Raw genomic sequence first — 19,151 nt, forward strand, 5'->3', positions numbered from 1 at the left:
CTTCCTCTCTTAGCCAGCTTTTTTCGCTGATTGTTCCCCTCGATTGTTTCCTTTTAATAAAGAAGGATGGCTTTTGGCAATTTTTACAGCAATGACGGCGGAAATGATCGCTTTTACTGTATCTCCTGGGACAAATCCTAAAGATGAAACAGCAGCGGCCCATAAAGAAATATTCGTAACAAAAGCAAGATAAATAATTCCAAAAACGTGAATGACGAGGATACCGCCGACGATATTAATGATGATCGCTTTCGCTAAATTTAAGGCCGGCTGAGCTTTTTGCATCATAAACCCAATGAGAAATGCTGCAAGCGGCCAAGAAAGAATGTAGCCTCCACTCGGACCAAACAATACTCCAAGACCGCCGCGTCCGCCGGCAAGAATCGGCATACCTGCAGCGATTAATGCCAAAAAGAGAAGTAAGCTCCCTCCCCCAAGCCTTGCGCCAAGTAAGGAACCGGCAAGCATCACACCGAGTGTCTGTGCTGTGATTGGTACGGGTGTAAACGGAAGCGGGATCGGCGGCATTAATCCGAGCACCCCGACTACTGCTGCAAACATAGCCACATACATCATATTTCTTGTTTTCATTCTCAACGTCCTCCTAATATAAGTATATGGAGAATGTAAAACAAGAAGGCTTATATGTCAACTTAAATTTTAAACAAGTTTACATATCATTAACATTATCAGTTGACTTCTTCTCGATTTAGACGAGATACTTATAGTAAAGTATACGTGCTCGATCCTTTTTTGGAAAGGGGCAGCGCATGAAAGATGAAGTAATGGTCATACGCATGACACCTCACATTGGCGGAGATTGATGCGGAGGAATTACTGATGACGGGTTCATCAGCATGCACGATACATTTAAAGACGTTCGTAAGGAAATGGAAGAGATCGGGATCGTTTACCGTGATATTCGCAAAATATACGGGGACGAAATAGAAATCATTTACCTTGACCCGAGAAACACATTTTCTATTCTCGTTTATTTTCTACGCCACTGGAAAGCAGGGTCTATCTGCTTCTTTGAATTATGCAAAGTAATCTGTTTTGGCATACGCCGTTCTTCGTTTTTTTATAATGGCCACTGGCTGAATCCTGACAAAACATGGGAAAAAGATGAGCTGCTGCATAAGCTTGAAGAGATGCGGCAGTGAATTCTTTCTTACCTCTCCCATTCATTTAAGCTTTTTGGCTTCTTTATGGAATGCCTTGACGTAAGTCCCGGAGTCGGAAACCTTAGTCTTTCTTATACTCTTCCTTTCACCCGCCAAAAATAGTGCCCCAGCTGTAACATCTCGCCGGGGCACTTTATCATACCAATTCTTTGACTTTGCTTTGCCGCTCGAACCCTTTCTGTCTGAATGCTTTTCTCTTTTTCTTTGACCATTTATTATACTCTTTCAGAAAAGCTTCATAGTCTCCGAGCACGTCTTCCATTTCTCCGTAAGCTTTCTTCTCGCCAAATTCAAGCCACATGATTTTATTGCAAAACTCTTTCATTTGCGCAATTGAATGACTGACGAAAAACATGGTTTTGCCGCGTTCTTTAAATTCTTTCATCTTTTCGAGGCTTTTTTTCGCAAAAGCTTTATCCCCAACGGACAAGGCCTCATCGACAATTAAAATATCGGGGTCAATGCTGACGTTGATCGCAAAGCCAAGCCGTGATTTCATCCCTTTCGAATAAGACTTCACCGGCTGGTCAATAAATTTATCAAGTTCGGCAAAATCGATAATGTCCTGCTCCATGTTCTTGATTTCTTTTCTATTAAAGCCAAGCATCAAGCATTTTAGTTCAATGTTTTCTCTGCCGGTTAATTTGTTGTTTAAACCGGCGGACACATCAATAATAGCTGTTTCACCGTTAATACTGATTTCGCCGCTCGTTTCCGGAACAATACCTGAAATGATATTGGACAGGGTAGATTTCCCTGAGCCGTTCACCCCGACTAACCCGATGATATCGCCTTTTTCTGCTTCAAAAGAAACATCTCTCAACGCGTAAAATTCTTCTCCAAAACTTTTCGGAAGCAAAAGGTCTTTTAAGCGTTCGGATTGGGTGTTATATAGTTTAAACTTTTTCGTCACATTTTTAGCAACGATCGCTTTTGTCATCTTTATCACATCCGTCTACATTTTCTATATGCTGCTGTAAACGTCCTTTGCAGTCTTTTATAAAAAATCAATAAAATGACGGCGAAAACGCATATGCAGCATCGAACCTATGACAAAAAGAACGACTACAATGCTCCAGAAATACAGCGTATATTGCCAGTGCTCAATAAAATACCATGATTCTCCAAAAAAGGCAGCTCGGTATCCTTCTACTAAATAATAGAGCGGATTAAGCTGCATTAACGATTGAATGTTGTCCGGAAGCACTTCTGTTACCCATAAAAACGGTGTTAAATAAAGCAAAACACGAATCGTCGATTGAATAAACATTTGCGCATCGCGGATAACCGTAGTTACGGTGGAAAAAATCAGTACCACGGCAATAATTAAAATCAGCATGCTGAAAATAAAATAAGGAAACTGTAAATAATACATATTCACCGGATATCCTGAAAACTGCATAAAAATAATAATTATTAATAATAAGACAAAATGCGGATAAAGCTTTGATACGACAACATAAGCAGGGATCACGCTAGTAGGAAAACTCATCTTCGATACCATTCGGATCTTCGTATAGATCGCTTTGGATCCTTGTGTGACAGCAGGCTGAACAAAAAACCAGATGGTAATACCGGCCATCATCCAGCTGAGAAAAGGAACGCCGTCCACTCCTTCATTATCTCGAATACCATACCCAAACACGAACCAATAAATCGCTATAAAAAAGGCCGGTGTAATTAACTCCCAAAGCGGGCCTAGATAATTATTGTTATTTTTTATCTTAATTTCATATAGAGCGAGACGGTTAATAAGATACATGCTCTGCCATAACTCTTTTAAAATCGTACCAACAGATTTCATCGTCATACCTTCTTTTTATATCCTTCACTGCTTATCAAATACGTGCGCGATGACACGATTAGAAGCTTCTCCGTCTTCTAGTGAATGAAACGTACTTTCGAACCATTCCACATGCGGTTTAAATCTGGTTCGTATCGAGTCTGCCTGTTTTACTTCTTCGATGATTTCCTCTGTTGTCGTAACAAGCGGGCCGGGTGCTTCGTTTTCAAAGTCAAAATAAAAGCCTCTCAGCTGGTCGCGGTAGCTTTCAATATCATATACATAAAAGATCATCGGCCTTTTTAAGACACCAAAATCAAACATAACGGAAGAATAGTCCGTAATTAACACATCACCAATAATATAGAGATCGCGGATGTCTGGATAATTAGAGCCGTCGAATGCAAATTCTTCATAGTCTTTCAAATTGAGTTTATCAGAAACTAAATAATGCAGTCTTAATACAATCACATATTCATCACCGAGTTCTTCGCGCATACGATCAAGATCCATCTGTACCGCAAACTTATACTTTCCGATGAAATGATACTCATTATCCCGCCACGTTGGTGCATATAAAATCACTTTTTTATCGTCGGGAATTCCGAGCCTTTCTTTTATTTTTTCCTCATCTTCCTTTGTATAATGAAACAAATAGTCATTTCTAGGATAGCCTGTTTCTAGCAGGTCCTGTTCAAAATGAAAGGCTCTTCTAAAAATCTCAGAAGAGTACGTATTCGGAGAAACGAGATAGTTCCATCTACTAGCTTCTGCCACGAAATTCCGCTTATACATTTCCGTTGTTGTCCCCGGCATGAGCACTTCTTCCATGTCTAACGCCAATTTTTTCAAAGGCGTGCCATGCCAGGTCTGCAAATACACCGTGTCATGCGGCTTTGCGATCCACTTTGGAAGCCTGCTGTTGAACACCCAATATTTCGCCCGCATCATAACGATAAACCACTTTAATGAAAAACGGCTGATCGTGCGAACTCCATGCTCATCAAAGCGTGATTTAAAACGATGGTCAATACTCCAATAATAAATAAAGTTTCTGTCTTGTTCTATAAGTGTTTCATAAATCGCTCTAGGGTTACAGCTGTATTGTTTGCCTAAAAAGCTTTCAAATACGATAATGTTTTTCTTCTTAGGCAGACGTCCGACAAGAAGCGAAACCCCGCGGTAAAAACGGCGTACCTTTTTTGATTTTTTAATTTTGTTCCATCGCTTTGTAAATTTCTTTTTGAATTTTTTCTTAAATTTCTTAAATCGTTTTTTCATTTGATTCAATACCCTTCTGATTCAAAAAGTAATATGGTTACACTGCTCGATCTATTATAAACGTTTTACCATGTGGAGACAAAAAAGAAAAAGAGAGAAAAAATCCTCTCTCTTTCTAATAAGCATTTGCAAGAAGCAGTTCTTTTTTGATTTTTGTAGTAGAAATATTAGCGGTTCTTGGTAAATAAATGACTTCACAATAAGGCTTAAGGTAGTCGAATTTCCCTTTCCAATCATCTCCCATCACAAGAGCATCTACTTTATGATCAAGGATGTCTTCTACCTTCTGCTCCCATTTTTCTTCGGGAATAACTTCATCCACATAACGGACTGCTTCTAAGATCATTTTTCTCTGTTCATATGAATAATATGCTTTCTTATTTTTCAATGCGTTAAATTCATCTGTAGAAATAGCTACAATGAGATAATCTCCTAAGGCCTTTGCGCGTTTTAGTATATTAATATGGCCCCAGTGCAGTAAATCAAATGTTCCATAAGTGATAACTTTCTTCATTTTAAGCCCTCCTAGCTACATTAGAAACTAGAAAATCAAATTCTATGAGATTCTTTACATCTTGTTTACTTTCACTTAATAAATATAATAAAAAAAACATCTTTATTTAGTTGACTTTCAGAATTATATCACACCCATCAACTATTCACTATAAACTATTGATGAAATATCTGCTTATTTATATAAAAAAGTATGTGAAAATCTCAATTATCAAAGAAATTTTTTCCATTTAAACATTCTATGTGCGATTATATCAGGCTTTTAGATTGGCGGCAGTAAAAAGAGGCATCATTGTCATCAAATGGACAAGGATGCCTCTTTGCTTTCCAGTCCGGTTTGTTACGTTTTATTCGTAAACAGCTGTCCTTTATAACCGTCTTGAGCCGTCCCTTCCGTTCTTGCCATTTTTCCTTCTTCAGCAAGCTTTTCCAGCGAGGCTAGGACGTCTTCTAGTGGTTTTTCATTGTCAAACAGCTCTTCATTTATCTCAGCCGGTGAAAATACTTTGCCATCTCTTTGGTCCACATCTACGTTCTGGATAAAATTATAGATTTCTTTGTCCACTCCTATCATCCTTTCCTGCATGGATTGTTAGCAGATATCTATCTTTAACCATATTAATATATTGTTAAACTTTTGTTTATATTAAGTTTTCAATCATCAAATTTTCAAATAAGAAAACATAAGTTGGGCACTCCTAATAAACGGGGTGAATCACATATGCGGAAGAAATATATTCTTTGGACTTTTGGGGTAATTTTTATTATCTTTCTATTTGGAGGCGTTACTGCTTTTTTCACAGGTCATTATCGGTTTGCTTATACTCCCTCTTTCGATAAAGTGCTTAATAATGAAGAAATTTATAAAAACGGCAGGCCGGAAGAATCGTATAACGTCTGGGGAGAAAGCATTTCAGACAAAGAAGCAGACACGCTTCGTGCATCTGTCGAAGGGAAAAAGAAACTATTACCTGGAGAAGGTGCTGTGAAGGTGGACACCGATCTTCTTGATCTCGGACGTGAGGTTTTTTATGAAGAGACATTTGGAAATGAAGTGTTTCTTACAGATGTAATGGGAATACTGGACGGTCCTATATCGCTCTGGAATATGTCGAAAGCGGCACTTGCTTTAAGAGGAAAAGGAACAAACAACTTGCAGGTAGAATTAAGTGAAACAGTGAAGGTGGGAGATCAAACATTTAAAAAAGGAGAAAAAATAGACACAGGGCTTGCTGTGCCAAAAGGATCTATCATGCCGCTTGGTATGCCTGTGACGCTTGACCGCGGGAAACTGAAAGCAGGAGTGACCTGTGCAGCCTGTCATGCCCAAGTTGAAACCACAACCGGGAAAGTGGTAGAAGGAGCGACAAATACAAACTTTAATGTCGGTCTTTTAATGGCGATGGCAAGCAATTCCGCAGCTTATTTTACGCACACAGAGAAAAAAAACCTCGAAGCCTACATAACAGCTTCTAGTCGTTCTATTGAAAATTCAGATGGAAAAACGGAATCGTTACCCGATCCCGATCAGCTTGAAAAAGATGTAGAAAAAACGTTGATGAGCTGGCCACCCGGCTTTTTTGACGCAACGATTGACCAAGAAGCCAATCCTACACAAGTCGGTGATTCTTTTACTTTTGGCGATCATCCGTACAGTTGGAGCGGAATGGGAATGGCTGGTGCTTTTAATGGCTTAACTACCCTTAGCAATAATGTACATGCGCAAGGAGCAGACTCCCTTGCTCAATCTTCTATCAGTAAAGGCATGTTTGATATCGATAAGGAAGTCTATATTGGGACGATTCTTCAGCGCGCCGCAAACAAAAACTTTCGTTACCGTCCTGATTCAGATGAGAAACCAAGTGAATTTTTAGAAAAAGCAGCACCGCATCCTAACACCCCAGGAGTTAATGATCTAGTGAAACTCCCGACTTTCCCAAATGTGACGCTTGCTGCTCCGGATGGCTTAGTCGTTTCAAGTCCAGGTTACCGGGTCAATGAACAAAATAATGCTGTTGCAGCGTACCAAAATACGCTTGTTCCGCCAAAGCCAAACAGAGACCAAGACACGAAAACGATCGAACAAGGAAGAAAAGTATTTGAAAAGGCTGGCTGCATAAAATGCCATGCGGGACGTTATAAAACGAATAACAAAATCATACCCGCCAAAGAAGCAGGAACGAATCCTTCTCGAGCCAAAGCATTAGCTGGAACACAAAAGGTTTGGGACGAGGCGGCGATTTATTCACCAGACACCCCTGTTCCCGTTCCAAATGCAGCGAAGAAATTAAACATACCATCTAACAATTTTTCAAAAAAAGATGTAGAATTAGCCTTTGCTCATAATGATTCGGATGGCGGTTACAAGGTAAAAGGCCTGGCCGGAGTATACTGGCAGGCCCCCTATCTACATGATGGCGGGGTGGCTGTTGGACCAGACAAAAACACGGATCTTGGCATCCCTGGTACATTTCATAATGGTAAAAGACCAGACCCCTATAACAGCATGCAGGCTTTAGTCGATGAGTCACTTCGTAAGCAGGTAGTGGATGCAAATCATTCTTCGAGCGAGTTAAGAAAATTAAATATTGAGGGAAGCGGTCATGCGTTTTGGGCAGATGAAAAGCGCGGATTTTCAAAAGATGAACAGAATGCGCTAATCGAATATGTGCTGCAAATAGACGGAGAAGAGGAATGAGCTCCTCTTCTTTTTTACGGCTCTTTAGACGAATGTAAATGGCTGCATACGGCTGGTAAATTCCGAGATTCGGATAGTATTTTGGAATTTCAAATATAATTGTAAAAATATGGATGTAAAATTCAAAAAAAATAAACGTATGCATGACGTCCGCGGACTTTTAAGTGCCTTCCAAAACTCTATGAAAGACGTCGCTGATGTTTGTGCTGTAATTTGATAAAAAGCACTTTAAAATATAGGGCATCATTCCGTTATTCTTTGCAAAAATGAAAGAAATTCGCAGCGAATAACGGAACCCAGGTTATAATTTAAGTCTGCAAAAATTAGGACACCCTGTTTATTTTCCATGTGATTCATAGGATCTGTTCCTAAAAAAATGAATCGCATTAGCGGCAATTCCAATCCCGCCTGTTACAGCAAAGAGAGCAGGAATAAGCCATGTGTAGGAGTCAAAGGATTCTGTAAGCAGACGATACGCTCCCCAGCCGCATAAAAGAAAAGATCCAAAGAAACCTAAGGCAGGTTTTGTTTTACGGTGTGCCATAATGGCCCCCTTACAACTGGCAATTAAGCATCCAGCCAATTCCGTATCTATCAATTAAGTTGGCATGAAGTGCTCCCCAAAACGTTTCTTGCAGCTCCACCCCTACTTCTGCCCCTTCTTGAATGGATTCATATACTTTTTTTATTTCCTCTTTTTCTTCAAACTCTAGTAATACGTAAACATTGTTTCCCTGGGTTATCTTTCCATAATCTTGGAAGACATCTGAGAAATGAATGATTTGATCGCTCATATGAAGTTCTGCGTGCATGTACTTTCCACCATGCTCTTCCAATGCCTGTACGTTTTTTATTTCACCGCCTAGAACCTCTTCGTAAAATTCCATTGCTTCTTTGCAATTTTCTACCATTATGTAAGGGTGAATACTTTTCATAAATAAGCACCCCTCTCTTTACCCCTCTTAGTATTCTATAAAAGACAGTTCTGTCCTGCTTTTAAAATAATTATTCAACCTTCTTCGTGTTTTCTTTTATGAATAATAAAGGCAGTGAAGAAGGTTGAGAAGCCGTTTCCTTTAGCAAACAGCTCCAAGGAACTCACAAACACTTCGTGGTGTACTTTTTACTTATACATAAAATTTATATATTTGGTAAAAAATACATTAAAAATGCTATTTAAACTAATAGAAAATTGAGGAATTCCTCGTGAACAACTTTCATCCAACTTATAAGGCACGACGAATGAAGGCTCATGTCAGTGCAATTGGCACGACACAGATGCATTTAAGAAATCCATATATCATTGCCTGGTGGTCAGCGGCGTTTCCTGGTTTTGGCCATCTTCTTTTAGCTAAATATCTGAGAGGCTATTCCCTTTTTATCTGGGAGATTCTCATTAATAATATGGCTCACTTAAATCATGCTATTGTATTTTCCTTTACTGGGAATATAGAGATGGCAAAGGAAGTACTCGATCCAAGATGGATACTTTTGTATATTCCAGTCTATCTTTTTGGAATATGGGATAGCTACCGCACTACTGTGGATATGAATAAAGTATTCATACTGGCCGAGCGTGAAAATGCTGACTTTAGTTCATTTACCATAGGTGCCTTGGGAATTAATTATTTAGACAAGCGAAGACCGCTGATGGCCGTAATATGGTCCCTATTCACTCCAGGTCTAGGGCAGCTTTACATCCACCGTGTACTCACCGCCTTTTTTATTTTGTCTTTTGTGATTGTTTTTGTATACTCATCTAAAATTCTTATTGCTGTCCATTACCTTTTTATAGGAGAAATCGGACAAGCGACACAAGTGCTGGATCCACAGTGGTTTTTATTTATCCCTTCGTATATAGGTTTTGGCGTTTATGACTCCTATGTAAATACAGTCGAAAACAATAAATTATTTGAAAGTGAACAAAGAAAATTTTTAAAGAACAATTATCAACAATATCGTGTCAAATTTCCCTGAAAAGCATGAGGTGACAATCCATGCAAGTTTTTTCAACCTTCGAGCATTCATCGTATCTGGAATTAGCCATCACATCTTTAGAGCAAGTTGGAGTGAAAAAAGAGAAAATTCTTGCTGTACCGCTCATTAACCGAGTGGAAGAAAGAAGATTGTTTGATACGCTTCACCGTGCAGATGGGATCAGTTTATTTGATAAAGGGGCAGCGATAGGAACGGGCTTCTCTGTAATTGGCGCAAGTGTAGGCTTCGCATTGGAGTGGGGGCCAATTTATTGGGGGTTAATCGGTGCTGCAAGTGGATTTATCATTGGATTTGTCATTGATTACATCCTCTTTAAAGTAGTACATAAAAGAAAACGGGAAGTAAAAGGAAAAAAATCAGAAGTCGTTTTAGTTATTGAATGTCCTAATGAACTGGTAGAAAAAGTCGAAGAATTACTATGGGAGCACTTGGCATTAGGTGTTGCCAAAGTAGATGGATGACGTTTTTTAAAGGAGGTTGTTTCATGAATAAAAATAATAAGAGAGATGAGCTGTTTTTAGGAGGCCTGCTTGTTTTAGGGCTTGGAATACTGCCTTTTATTTTTAGAAAACCTCCTATAAAAGATTGGCTGCTGGTATATTTGTGGAATGCGGTGACCAATATCATCATTGATCATTGTATCGTTTCTGCCGACATAGTAAGGTATCCTATACGGCTATTACCTAAAACATTCAAGTCAAATGTTCTGTTTGATTTTTTATTATACCCAGCTATGACAATTGCTTATAATCAAAAAACCAAAGACGACAAATTCATCACTAGTCTATTTAAATTGCTTATATACATTGTTCCGATGACTATTATTGAAGAACTCGCAGAGAAAAAAACAAAATTAATAACATTCAAAAAGGGATGGAAATGGTACCATTCTTTCTTCTCGCTTTATATTAAATCATTATTAGACAGGCTATGGATTAAGTGGGTAAGAAGAACAGAAGAAAAACAATAAAAAAGTAGATAAAAGCAAGAGACTCAGCTTTTATCTACCTTTTTACTTTTAGGAAAAATACTACATCCTTCTATTTAATGAAACCTTCTTTCCCGTAAAGGCTGAAAGTTATTTTCCACAAGCCTTTTAAAGCGGTCATCTAGATGCGTTTTTATTTTTTCTCTTTTGTTTTCTGGAATCATGCCAAATTCTACATATTTGTCTACGAGCTCTTTTTTCTTTTCAATAATATCTTTGTGCAATGTAGAAAGCTCCTCTTTTTGTTCCTCCGTCAGGTCAACATTTTTCAGCTCGGCATGAATCCCATACGCCTCTGCCTGCCCGGAGTAACTGAATAACGTTCCGGCAGCAAGCATGATAACGAGAAAATTCGTCCACTTTCTTTTACCCAACAACACTCACTCCTTTTTAAAACATATCTTTACTTTGTCTCACCGATCATTTTTTATGCCGAATTTTGTTTTCATTTTGTTTATTCCATATGAGAAATGTAAAAGGTAAACCATAGCTAGTTAATTTTTTAGGAGGTATAACGATGGAAGACAAACTGATTCCTGTTACTTCGGTCACGAATGGGTTAGGTCAGACAGTGGCCGACCATCTGTTCTATTATACAAACCAGGTGGTAAACCTTTGCTTTTATGAGCTTCCAGGCCGGGAAAATGAATGGGTTTTAATCGATGCAGGTATGCCCAAATCTGCTGATATTATTAAAGAAACAGCTGATGAGCTTTTCGGAAAAAACCATACTCCGCAAGCTATTATTTTGACACACGGCCACTTTGATCATGTGGGAGCAGTGGAAGAATTAGCCGAAGCATGGAAAATTCCTGTTTATGCTCATGAACAGGAAATGCCTTTTCTTACAGGCGTAAAGAATTATCCAGAACCTGATACTAGTGTTGAGGGAGGTCTTGTTGCTAAATTATCACGTATGTTTCCCAATGAAGGGATTGATCTAGGAGACAACGTACAAGTACTGCCCGCCGATGGCACTGTACCTGAAATGGAGGGGTGGCGCTGGGTTCACACGCCGGGTCATACACCTGGGCATATTTCATTATTTCACGAAGAAGACCGCACACTTATTGTTGGCGATGCATTTGTGACCGTCAAACAAGAATATCTGTATAAAGTAATGATGCAAGAAAAAGAAATCAGCGGCCCGCCCCGCTATCTTACCACTGATTGGAAAGCAGCCCGTTCTTCTGTTGAACAATTAAAAAACCTTAACCCAGAAGCTGCTGTCACAGGTCATGGTCTTCCTATGGAAGGCAAAGAATTAAAACATGCGCTAGAAACCTTAGCCAGCAACTTTGACGACATTGCTGTACCAGATCACGGAAAATTTGTATAAGACGTAAGAGCAGGCTTTTGTTACCGCTGTTAACAGAAGCCTGCTTTTTCCAAAAATTTTTTTATATTAATGTTCATTATTTTGAATTATGATACTATAAATTGGTATAGATTTTTTTAGAAAAGGAAGAGGTAAGTGGAAAGCGGTAACTTCACATTAAATGAGTTGTACAAGTCGGCAAATGACATGTGTTTAAAGCATTGGGGAGTGGAGTACAGCGATCAGATTGAGCTTGTACATACCAACTGGAGTGTACAAAATGCCGTGTTTATTTATGACCGCGGCACCGGAGAACGTATTATTCGAATGAGCACCAAGCGTAATGCCATACGTTCTAAAGAAGGTGTATTACAATCTCTATTACATGAGCTCGTCCATTGGCGCCTGCATTTACAGGGATTGCCGTGCCGGGACGAAGACCCTGAATTTATAGAAGAGTGCATAAACGTCGGTGCAAATATAAGCCTTGCTAAAAAAGCACAGCTGGCGTTTGAACAATTTATGCTTGAACGAAAAACGACATAGGAATAGCACAAAGATTCAGCCTTTGCTTCGTATCTTTTTCCCTGCTTTTGCAAAAAGTAAACGTAAGGGGGGAAGAAATATGGCGCAAGATGTGCTATGTGAAGTAAATAACTGTCATTATTGGGCAGATGGAAACCTTTGTTCTGCCGATAGAATTTATGTAGTAAGCCATAGTGGTGAACAAGCTTCTACAGAGCATGAAACCGACTGTAAAACATTTGTAAAAAAGGATCAGCATTAAAGGTTAGAGGCCGCTTCCCTGGCGGCCTCTTCTTTATACTTTAGGAATGTTTAACTTTGTGAAAGGATCAAAGTATAACAAAACTACGACTTCCAACGTATAGGACGTACTAATGCCGCCGTTTCCACAGGACGTACTTCCACAGGATGTGGTGACTTCTACGTTGCACACTCGTCGCCAAAAACGCCACGTCCTGTGGCATTGGCGACATTAGCACATTCTATGCGTCGACGTGTGCGTTTTTAGTAGAAGTTCCTTTAACTTAGGCGGTTTCCTTTACATGGCGGCAAGCCGAGTTTTTCTAATAGCTCTAAGGATAAAGCGCTTATCCGTTTTTCATTTAAATAACGAATAGTAAACAGTACAAGATGCCGGTACTCTATATTACAGCATTTTCCTTTAAAATGCCCAATTTATAATGGCACTAACTACCACTACTAATCCAATAATCATTAAAATCGTTCTAATCATTTGTATCATCCTCTCTCTCTGCATTTGTTGTTACCTTTCCCCATTTGCTTTTTTTAAAACTAAGCTAAATGTTTATTACAGAGAGAGTGTGTGATCGTTAGGACCGATGTACTGTCTTTTGAGCTGACAACAGTTCAGCCACCTCTTTTACTGCATCTTCCGCCCAATTTTCAAGCGTGTCCACGGTTGTGGCTGCGATTGGATGTGGAATGACAGCAAAGGAATAATCAGGTAAACCATGGGCTATTGCCATCGCTTTTCCTGAGCTGATAAAAGGTTCAGTTACGATGACTGCTGCAGGTACTTGTTTTTTCTCCATCACGATTCCATCGAGCAAACTGCCCGAGCTGCAGGAACCTCAATCACCGATCCCAGAAATAACTAAATCACACTGCTTTTTTAGCTGATCTGCTTCCCTATCGGGGATCGCATGAGAAAACGATGACTTTTTTACTGTTATTATTTCTTTTAACTGAAAACGTTCTTTTAGATGTCTGCCAATATATTGTAAAACGGTGTCTGCATTTCTTTTGCCGTTATCAATTAAGCCTAACGTCTTGTTTTCCAGTGACAAAGGCCTCGGAGCTGTTTGTGCTTGTTCTGGTACTGGGCTCTTTGTTGGATTATAGACGGTAATGCTCATCAAATCACTCCTTTTGTTTTTCGATCAAAGCAAGGTATATCATTTGAGCCAATCACCGATTGACTAGCATCAGCATTGTCAGGTGAAACCTGTTTCAGTCAGAATTGATTTTGTGACAGCACGCGAAATATTAGCGCCGAACCAGCCTGGAATACAAGCTGAAAAGCGTCCGGCTTCCCCTCCCGCTGTCAGCAAAAGAATGCTTTCTGGAGAAGGCACGGCATGTACCATTGTTTTTTCATCTTGTTTTTCCATTGGTGCTTCTATATAACCACCTTTTTTCAAATCACTTAGCGGCCGTTTCGCATGTTCATAGAGAAAACGGCGCACAGATGCTTTATTCCATCCTTGTTTGTTTAGATCTCTGTAATGCTCTGGGCAAATCACCACTCCCATTTCGGTTTCTCCGCCCATATTAAAAGTGCCAAGACCGCTCATTCGGTCTGCTAGGGTAAGTAAAATATTTTCTGGCTGCAAGGAAGCATGATTGTTCATTTGATTTGGTCCTTCTGCAGCAAACACGGTTACGGTACTATCTTCTTTGGCAAACCCCTTTTCAACATGCAAAGGTTCCCACTCTGTATCTTCGTTTTCTGCTATGCAGTACGTAAATTTACCTGGGTGCCCTAAAGTGGCCCGGTCAAATTCTTTAGATCCTCCAGCGTTTATCATAAGTAATCGAACCGCTCGGCCTATGGTCGCGTTTGCACGATTTCCTGGTCCGAAAAGATTTTCTCCTGCATTAACCGCAAGCGTTTTAGAAATAGGTCCATTCACAATGATTAATATAGCAGCGCCAGCTGTACTCGCCGTTGGTCCGTGAAGTCCGAAGTCCGGATCACTCATTGCTGAAACAGCAGTCACCACTACCGGAAAATAATCGGGTAAGCATCCCGCCATCACTGCATTGATCGCTGCTGCTTCTGCCGTAAACACGCGTCCGCGTTCAGGAATAGAACCAATGACGGTGTCTTTTTTCATGCCGACAAAATCTAACATCGCTTGAATTCTTTCTTCTGTTGGAGGTACGACTGGTAATCCATCTGTCCAGCCTTTTCGGTAATATAATTCCATTGCAGCCGATTCATTTTCAACTGTAATAGCTTCTGCGTTAATCGATGCCACTTATTCACTCCCTTTCCTGTTATAATGATAAGTTATCATAACAATCAGAATTTTTGAACTGTAAAGGGTTTCTTATTTAACAAGTGTTTTTGGATTATGGCTGTACAGCTGGTTCACTAATTTCCCTGCTTCCGCTGGAAACTCAGCCATAACAGCCTTCCTTTAGAAAATTTAAACTAAAGTACAAAAAAGAGCCTCCCCTGCTAAGGGAAAGCTCATGCTCATTATTCATAAATGCTGTCTGCGTTTTTATAGCGAAGCTGCTCAGCATGATTTTCAACCATTGCCGTACCCGGATGCGGCGTTTCTTCATTAATTTCCCTTACATTAGGCTGCTCGATTTCTGGTTGTCGTTTTATGCGCTCTGGTTGTTCTCTTTTATCAGCCATAGCTTCTCCCTCCTTGCGTTTACTTTTTCCTCTCTTCGTGTCGTTATGAGCGTTATTTTTAGACTCCATAGGTTTTTAATGCAAAATAGTGGGAAAAAAAGTAGTATAAAGAACCAAGGAAGCTGACGAGTAAAGAGGGGAAGGATCCTACATGAAAATCAATCGAATTTTTTCTTTTGGCCGAACGCTGAAAAAGGAAATGATAGATGACAGAGCAACAGGACTAGCAGCAGAACAGGCATTTTATTATATGCTTGCCCTTTTTCCGATGATGATCTTATTTTTATCTATTCTTCCTTATTTGTCTATGGACGGCCAAAGAGTAATGATGGTTGTAGAAACAGCTCTGCCTCGCGACACCACCCGCATGATTGAAGAAAATGTATTAAGTGTGGTCAGCGATTCCAACAGCGGGCTGCTTACTTTCGGGATCATTGGTACGATTTGGTCCGCATCTACAGGAATGAATGCTTTCATCAGAGCTATGAATGAAGCGTTCAACGTAGAAAACCAAAGATCTTTTCTTAACGGAAGATTATTGTCTATTTTATTAACGATCGGTATGATAGTAACCTTTCTTATTATTTTTGCTCTTTTTATTTTTGGTGAAGTAATTTTAAACACCGTTTCTAATTATGTTTTCATGCCAGATGAAACCGAGTCGCTTTTAAAAGTGGTACGCTGGATCCTTACAGTTCTTGTTATGATTACAATTCTGTGCTGTCTTTACTATTTTGCCCCTAATAAAAAAATTACGTTTAAGCATGTACTTCCAGGAGCCATTACAGCAACGATTATATGGCAGGTCGTATCTCTTGGTTTCTCTTTTTATGTAAATAACTTTGGAAATTACTCCGATATGTACGGCAGTCTTGGCGGCGTTATCGTCCTTATGCTTTGGCTCTTTTTGACTGGTCTGGCTCTTGTTATCGGCGGAGAACTAAACGCGATTCTGCATAAAAACCGTTCAGCCGGTTAACTGGTTGATTCGTTTCTCCACCTTTTCCCGCCAGGACTCCGCTAATGCATCGACAGCTGCTATTTTTTGAAGGGCTTCGAGATCTTTTGCGTTGTGAAAATACGTATGAAGAGAATAAGCGACAGTAACCTTGTCAAGATGCTGTTCTACGAGCTGGATGGTATCTGTTTTTCTTATCGTTCCTTCTTTTAATACACGGCATAAAAAGCCTGTATAGCCCGTTTCCACTACTCTTGATAAAAGATTTGGTATATTATTCCGCCTGCTGATCGTGTCACATGGAATGCGCCCCTGTGTAACCTGGATGATGGCATCTCCAATTTTATAGGTATCCCCAATGCATACTTTTTCTTCTGTCATGTTACGAGCTGTTATGTTTTCCCCAAATGCGGCATCAGCAAGCTTTGTGTTACATTCACTTTCCCAGTGCAAATAGTGGTCATACGGATAGATACAAATCACCCGGTCGGTGCCGCCGTGATTTTTTTTATCCGCCACCTCATCATTTTCCAAACCGTCTTCCGCTGCATATATTTCTTCTACGCTTTGTTTTTGAATGCCTGTTTTCATGACTTTGCCGTTTTGGTACATCATAAGCTGTGGACGCCCTGCAGCCAAATGCTGTATGAAATATGAAGATGACATTTTCTTCCTCCTCCTTTTTTAATCTTTTAAAATAATCATACCATTCCGATGTTTAAAAATAAAAAAAGACGGGTAAAAAAACAAGAGTTTATTTTAAAGGGGGATTTTATGTCGGATCCAATTGCGCTTACAAAAATCACAATTGAACAAGACAAACCGCCCCACAGACTGGCGTACATAGACGGTTTTGAAGAACCGTTTCATTACGGGGTTCATGGCGGGGTGAAAGAATTTTACGGAGTTGAACCAGAAACCGAATACCCTTCGACTTTGGACCACATCGTCGCTTCAGCAGGCGGCTGACTTACCGGAACATTATCAGGCGCGCTGTATGCGCGTCAAATCCCGCCTTACCCGGACAAAATCAAAACAACCGTGCAAGGTACCATTGAAGCTCCGGAAGGCGTCCTGAAAATTACGAAAATCCAGTGCCATTATGACCTTAAGATTCCTAAAGGCAAACGAGAAGCAGCCGAACGGGTGTTAAACGTATTTGAAACAAAATGCCCGGTAGCACAGACATTAAAAGGCTGTGTGGAATTTGAACATTCTTGGACGATTGAAGAATATGAAGAGTAATAAAGAATCGGCCGGCTCCTTTTTTGAGCCGGCCGTTTTGTTTGAAATTTGTAACGGACAAACGTTTTTAAATTTTTAATCACTCGCTTTGGTCTTTCAGCATGATCTGGTTTTTCTTTTTCACCAGCGTGCTCCGGTTTTTGCCAATGCCTTTTCTAGGATGTTCACTGTCTTCTTCGTCGTCTTCCTCGTCTGTCTTGTCAAACCGATAAGCAAACACATCCATACCGTTCTCTGTTTCACGGAGGTAGTCAATTTCATCTGTTTCATAAGCTGAAGATTCTGCTTCTGATGGGCTTACAAATATGACATCTCCGTTTGTTTCAATATCAGACAGCTTCCAGTTATCTGTCGGTTCTGGAGAAATTGGACCGTCTTGTTCCATAATATAATCGATAATGATGTGCCTGTTTTCATCGGTTGAAGCAAGTATCGTTTCCTGTTCGGCGTCAGCCAAATGGCCTCCTCCTCCGCCGGCACGGTAGTTATTGGTAACTACCAGGAATTCCTGTTCTTCTGTCACATCTGCACCGTTATACGTCAAATCTTTGAAATAAATCGACTTTATCGGGGTATCGCTTAACAATAAAATTTTCCCTAAAAACCTACTATTTTATTGAATTTTCTTAAAAACAAACACAGCAAGCAGGACTTTTTTTTAGGACTTTTTATTTTTCTTCCTCCTTTCCCTTTTTTTCCATCCATATAGAGAGAAAATCTAAAAGAAGAAGGAGAAGAAGGAAATGAAAAGATCAACCGTTCACTATGAAGCTGCCAAAAAGCACGTTTCTTTTACTACAATTGAAGAAATGAATAACCACGTTATAGAACATATCAAATCCGTTAAGATGAATCACACAGAAAAATACATTCTTACGATTCTAGCCCAACATTCTTTAAAATACCCAGGAGTAAGCTGGATTAAAGTGAAAAACATAGCCGCCCACGTAAAAAAAAGCGAACGCATGACTAATTATGCACTATCCTCTCTTGAAAAGAAAAATGTTATTAAACGCATTCCTGTAATGAGAGACAAAACAGGCGGCAACAGCAGCAATTTGATTGTTATTTTGCAGGCTGCAATGTCAGGCCGTTCTGATTTCAGACCGTCTTTTTCAGAGCGTTCCGCTTCAGAAAATTCTGATATTCCAATGGTTTTAGAACTAGATTTGGATAAGGAATCTTTTTCTTTTAAAAAAAGATTTAAACAAGATAATAAAATATATAAAAGCGAAGACCATTTATATAAATTGTTTCAACACATATGGAAAGATAAACAAGTGTGCTACGGATCTGCTTACATGAACAAAGTGGTGGAAGCATTAATTAAAGAATATGAAAAAATCGAATTTGCGAAACGACAGCTTGAGAAAAGACGACAGTCTAAACGCGTTCAAGTTCCGGATTATGACTGGCTGAATAAAATCGATTATACCAATTTTGAAGAACGCACCTCTTGGCTTGGTTAATCATCTTCTTGTTCCATTCGCTTTCGTACCTTTTCTTTTGGATCCCAGCAGTTGAATTGGTATTTAGGATGGGTTTCATAGCCAAGCCTGATACAGTGGTAAGTTACTTTTTCACCTTTCGTTTTTCTTACTTCGTACCATTTACAGGTTGCACAGCAATGATATCTATTCATCGTCCTCCCCCCTTTTTTTAAGTATGACGGCTAAACATACCGCTTTTAAATAAAATTTTTAGTTGCACTTTAAAACTAATCGCATTTTGTCGAGGGCATATTAATGAATAGTGATGAATTAACTCAAG

At 39.6% G+C, this 19,151-nt stretch carries 27 protein-coding genes; 12 read left to right on the forward strand and 15 right to left on the reverse strand.

What is annotated here, in order from left to right; genetic code table 11:
- Positions 1–9: 9 nt before the first annotated feature.
- On the reverse strand, positions 10–591 hold the full coding sequence (locus tag CEF16_RS08130) for a biotin transporter BioY (protein WP_091585110.1): 582 nt from the start codon (positions 589–591) through the stop codon (positions 10–12).
- A gap of 266 nt (positions 592–857) precedes the next feature.
- Between CEF16_RS08130 and CEF16_RS08135 the strand changes: the two genes are divergently transcribed.
- Positions 858–1,163, forward strand: a complete 306-nt coding sequence (locus tag CEF16_RS08135) for a hypothetical protein (RefSeq protein ID WP_091585108.1) — start codon at positions 858–860, stop codon at positions 1,161–1,163.
- A gap of 157 nt (positions 1,164–1,320) precedes the next feature.
- Here the strand turns inward: CEF16_RS08135 and tagH are convergent, their stop codons facing one another.
- The 5 genes from tagH to CEF16_RS08160 form a co-directional block, all read right to left on the reverse strand.
- On the reverse strand, positions 1,321–2,124 hold the full coding sequence (tagH, locus tag CEF16_RS08140; RefSeq protein ID WP_091585106.1) for a teichoic acids export ABC transporter ATP-binding subunit TagH: 804 nt from the start codon (positions 2,122–2,124) through the stop codon (positions 1,321–1,323).
- A gap of 57 nt (positions 2,125–2,181) precedes the next feature.
- On the reverse strand, positions 2,182–2,988 hold the full coding sequence (locus tag CEF16_RS08145) for an ABC transporter permease (RefSeq protein ID WP_091585104.1): 807 nt from the start codon (positions 2,986–2,988) through the stop codon (positions 2,182–2,184).
- A gap of 24 nt (positions 2,989–3,012) precedes the next feature.
- Positions 3,013–4,248, reverse strand: a complete 1,236-nt coding sequence (locus CEF16_RS08150) for a CDP-glycerol glycerophosphotransferase family protein (protein ID WP_091585102.1) — start codon at positions 4,246–4,248, stop codon at positions 3,013–3,015.
- 115 nt (positions 4,249–4,363) lie between these two features.
- Positions 4,364–4,762: a glycerol-3-phosphate cytidylyltransferase gene (gene tagD, locus CEF16_RS08155; RefSeq protein WP_091585100.1), complete on the reverse strand. Its 399-nt coding sequence runs from the start codon at positions 4,760–4,762 to the stop codon at positions 4,364–4,366.
- Positions 4,763–5,101: 339 nt separating this feature from the next.
- Positions 5,102–5,326 (reverse strand): hypothetical protein, encoded by a 225-nt coding sequence (locus CEF16_RS08160; RefSeq protein WP_091585098.1) that lies wholly within the window; start codon positions 5,324–5,326, stop codon positions 5,102–5,104.
- A gap of 156 nt (positions 5,327–5,482) precedes the next feature.
- On the opposite strand from CEF16_RS08160, the gene CEF16_RS08165 reads away from it, so the two are divergent.
- Positions 5,483–7,459 (forward strand): electron transport protein, encoded by a 1,977-nt coding sequence (locus CEF16_RS08165; RefSeq protein WP_091585096.1) that lies wholly within the window; start codon positions 5,483–5,485, stop codon positions 7,457–7,459.
- A 337-nt stretch (positions 7,460–7,796) separates the two neighbouring features.
- On the opposite strand, the gene CEF16_RS08170 is transcribed toward CEF16_RS08165, so the two are convergent.
- Positions 7,797–8,003: a hypothetical protein gene (locus tag CEF16_RS08170; protein WP_091585094.1), complete on the reverse strand. Its 207-nt coding sequence runs from the start codon at positions 8,001–8,003 to the stop codon at positions 7,797–7,799.
- A 10-nt stretch (positions 8,004–8,013) separates the two neighbouring features.
- Entirely contained in the window at positions 8,014–8,394 is a 381-nt protein-coding gene (locus tag CEF16_RS08175; RefSeq protein WP_091585091.1) for a VOC family protein, read from the reverse strand.
- Positions 8,395–8,665: 271 nt separating this feature from the next.
- Here CEF16_RS08175 and CEF16_RS08180 point away from each other — a divergent pair, with 271 nt between their 5' ends.
- The 3 genes from CEF16_RS08180 to CEF16_RS08190 are packed head-to-tail and all read left to right on the forward strand — an operon-like array spanning position 8,666 to position 10,427.
- Positions 8,666–9,436 (forward strand): hypothetical protein, encoded by a 771-nt coding sequence (locus CEF16_RS08180; RefSeq protein ID WP_425427970.1) that lies wholly within the window; start codon positions 8,666–8,668, stop codon positions 9,434–9,436.
- A 20-nt stretch (positions 9,437–9,456) separates the two neighbouring features.
- Positions 9,457–9,918, forward strand: coding sequence for an inorganic phosphate transporter (locus tag CEF16_RS08185; RefSeq protein WP_091585087.1), 462 nt, complete (start codon positions 9,457–9,459; stop codon positions 9,916–9,918).
- 23 nt (positions 9,919–9,941) lie between these two features.
- A complete protein-coding gene (locus CEF16_RS08190; RefSeq protein WP_091585085.1) occupies positions 9,942–10,427 on the forward strand; it encodes a CBO0543 family protein in 486 nt (161 codons plus the stop codon).
- 74 nt (positions 10,428–10,501) lie between these two features.
- Here CEF16_RS08190 and CEF16_RS08195 read toward each other — a convergent pair whose 3' ends face one another.
- Positions 10,502–10,819 carry a YckD family protein gene (locus CEF16_RS08195; protein WP_091585083.1) on the reverse strand — a complete coding sequence of 106 codons (318 nt, stop codon included), beginning with the start codon at positions 10,817–10,819 and terminating at the stop codon, positions 10,502–10,504.
- A gap of 143 nt (positions 10,820–10,962) precedes the next feature.
- Here CEF16_RS08195 and CEF16_RS08200 point away from each other — a divergent pair, with 143 nt between their 5' ends.
- The 3 genes from CEF16_RS08200 (at position 10,963) to CEF16_RS08210 (ending at position 12,550) form a co-directional block, all read left to right on the forward strand.
- Positions 10,963–11,784, forward strand: coding sequence for an MBL fold metallo-hydrolase (locus tag CEF16_RS08200; protein ID WP_091585081.1), 822 nt, complete (start codon positions 10,963–10,965; stop codon positions 11,782–11,784).
- Positions 11,785–11,919: 135 nt separating this feature from the next.
- Positions 11,920–12,309 carry a hypothetical protein gene (locus tag CEF16_RS08205; protein ID WP_245917803.1) on the forward strand — a complete coding sequence of 130 codons (390 nt, stop codon included), beginning with the start codon at positions 11,920–11,922 and terminating at the stop codon, positions 12,307–12,309.
- Positions 12,310–12,388: 79 nt separating this feature from the next.
- Positions 12,389–12,550, forward strand: a complete 162-nt coding sequence (locus CEF16_RS08210; RefSeq protein WP_091585079.1) for a DUF1540 domain-containing protein — start codon at positions 12,389–12,391, stop codon at positions 12,548–12,550.
- Between the two features lie 568 nt (positions 12,551–13,118).
- On the opposite strand, the gene CEF16_RS24825 is transcribed toward CEF16_RS08210, so the two are convergent.
- The 3 genes from CEF16_RS24825 to CEF16_RS23660 all read right to left on the reverse strand — a co-directional run bounded on the left by CEF16_RS24825 (position 13,119) and on the right by CEF16_RS23660 (position 15,178).
- Positions 13,119–13,664, reverse strand: coding sequence for a UGSC family (seleno)protein (locus CEF16_RS24825; RefSeq protein WP_273701399.1), 546 nt, complete (start codon positions 13,662–13,664; stop codon positions 13,119–13,121).
- A gap of 78 nt (positions 13,665–13,742) precedes the next feature.
- On the reverse strand, positions 13,743–14,789 hold the full coding sequence (locus tag CEF16_RS08225; RefSeq protein ID WP_091585073.1) for a hypothetical protein: 1,047 nt from the start codon (positions 14,787–14,789) through the stop codon (positions 13,743–13,745).
- A gap of 224 nt (positions 14,790–15,013) precedes the next feature.
- The gene (locus CEF16_RS23660) at positions 15,014–15,178 is read right to left on the reverse strand and encodes a hypothetical protein (RefSeq protein ID WP_170031712.1); all 165 of its coding nucleotides are present in this window, start codon (positions 15,176–15,178) and stop codon (positions 15,014–15,016) included.
- A 151-nt stretch (positions 15,179–15,329) separates the two neighbouring features.
- On the opposite strand from CEF16_RS23660, the gene CEF16_RS08230 reads away from it, so the two are divergent.
- On the forward strand, positions 15,330–16,157 hold the full coding sequence (locus CEF16_RS08230) for a YihY/virulence factor BrkB family protein (RefSeq protein ID WP_245917804.1): 828 nt from the start codon (positions 15,330–15,332) through the stop codon (positions 16,155–16,157).
- Here CEF16_RS08230 and CEF16_RS08235 read toward each other — a convergent pair.
- Positions 16,146–16,802: an MOSC domain-containing protein gene (locus tag CEF16_RS08235; RefSeq protein WP_091585071.1), complete on the reverse strand. Its 657-nt coding sequence runs from the start codon at positions 16,800–16,802 to the stop codon at positions 16,146–16,148. The two genes, CEF16_RS08230 and CEF16_RS08235, sit on opposite strands and share 12 nt — an antisense overlap.
- A 108-nt stretch (positions 16,803–16,910) precedes the next feature.
- On the opposite strand from CEF16_RS08235, the gene CEF16_RS08240 reads away from it, so the two are divergent.
- Entirely contained in the window at positions 16,911–17,105 is a 195-nt protein-coding gene (locus tag CEF16_RS08240) for a hypothetical protein (RefSeq protein WP_091585069.1), read from the forward strand.
- 60 nt (positions 17,106–17,165) lie between these two features.
- Positions 17,166–17,381, forward strand: coding sequence for an OsmC family protein (locus CEF16_RS08245; RefSeq protein ID WP_281259208.1), 216 nt, complete (start codon positions 17,166–17,168; stop codon positions 17,379–17,381).
- Positions 17,382–17,460: 79 nt separating this feature from the next.
- Here the strand turns inward: CEF16_RS08245 and CEF16_RS08250 are convergent, their stop codons facing one another.
- On the reverse strand, positions 17,461–17,967 hold the full coding sequence (locus tag CEF16_RS08250; RefSeq protein WP_091585065.1) for a hypothetical protein: 507 nt from the start codon (positions 17,965–17,967) through the stop codon (positions 17,461–17,463).
- Between the two features lie 157 nt (positions 17,968–18,124).
- On the opposite strand from CEF16_RS08250, the gene CEF16_RS08255 reads away from it, so the two are divergent.
- Positions 18,125–18,850: a hypothetical protein gene (locus tag CEF16_RS08255; protein ID WP_091585063.1), complete on the forward strand. Its 726-nt coding sequence runs from the start codon at positions 18,125–18,127 to the stop codon at positions 18,848–18,850.
- On the opposite strand, the gene CEF16_RS23665 is transcribed toward CEF16_RS08255, so the two are convergent.
- Entirely contained in the window at positions 18,847–19,023 is a 177-nt protein-coding gene (locus tag CEF16_RS23665; RefSeq protein WP_170031715.1) for a hypothetical protein, read from the reverse strand. The two genes, CEF16_RS08255 and CEF16_RS23665, sit on opposite strands and share 4 nt — an antisense overlap.
- Positions 19,024–19,151: the final 128 nt, after the last annotated feature.

This window comes from Alteribacillus bidgolensis, assembly GCF_002886255.1.
In the GTDB taxonomy this organism is placed as follows: domain Bacteria; phylum Bacillota; class Bacilli; order Bacillales; family Marinococcaceae; genus Alteribacillus; species Alteribacillus bidgolensis.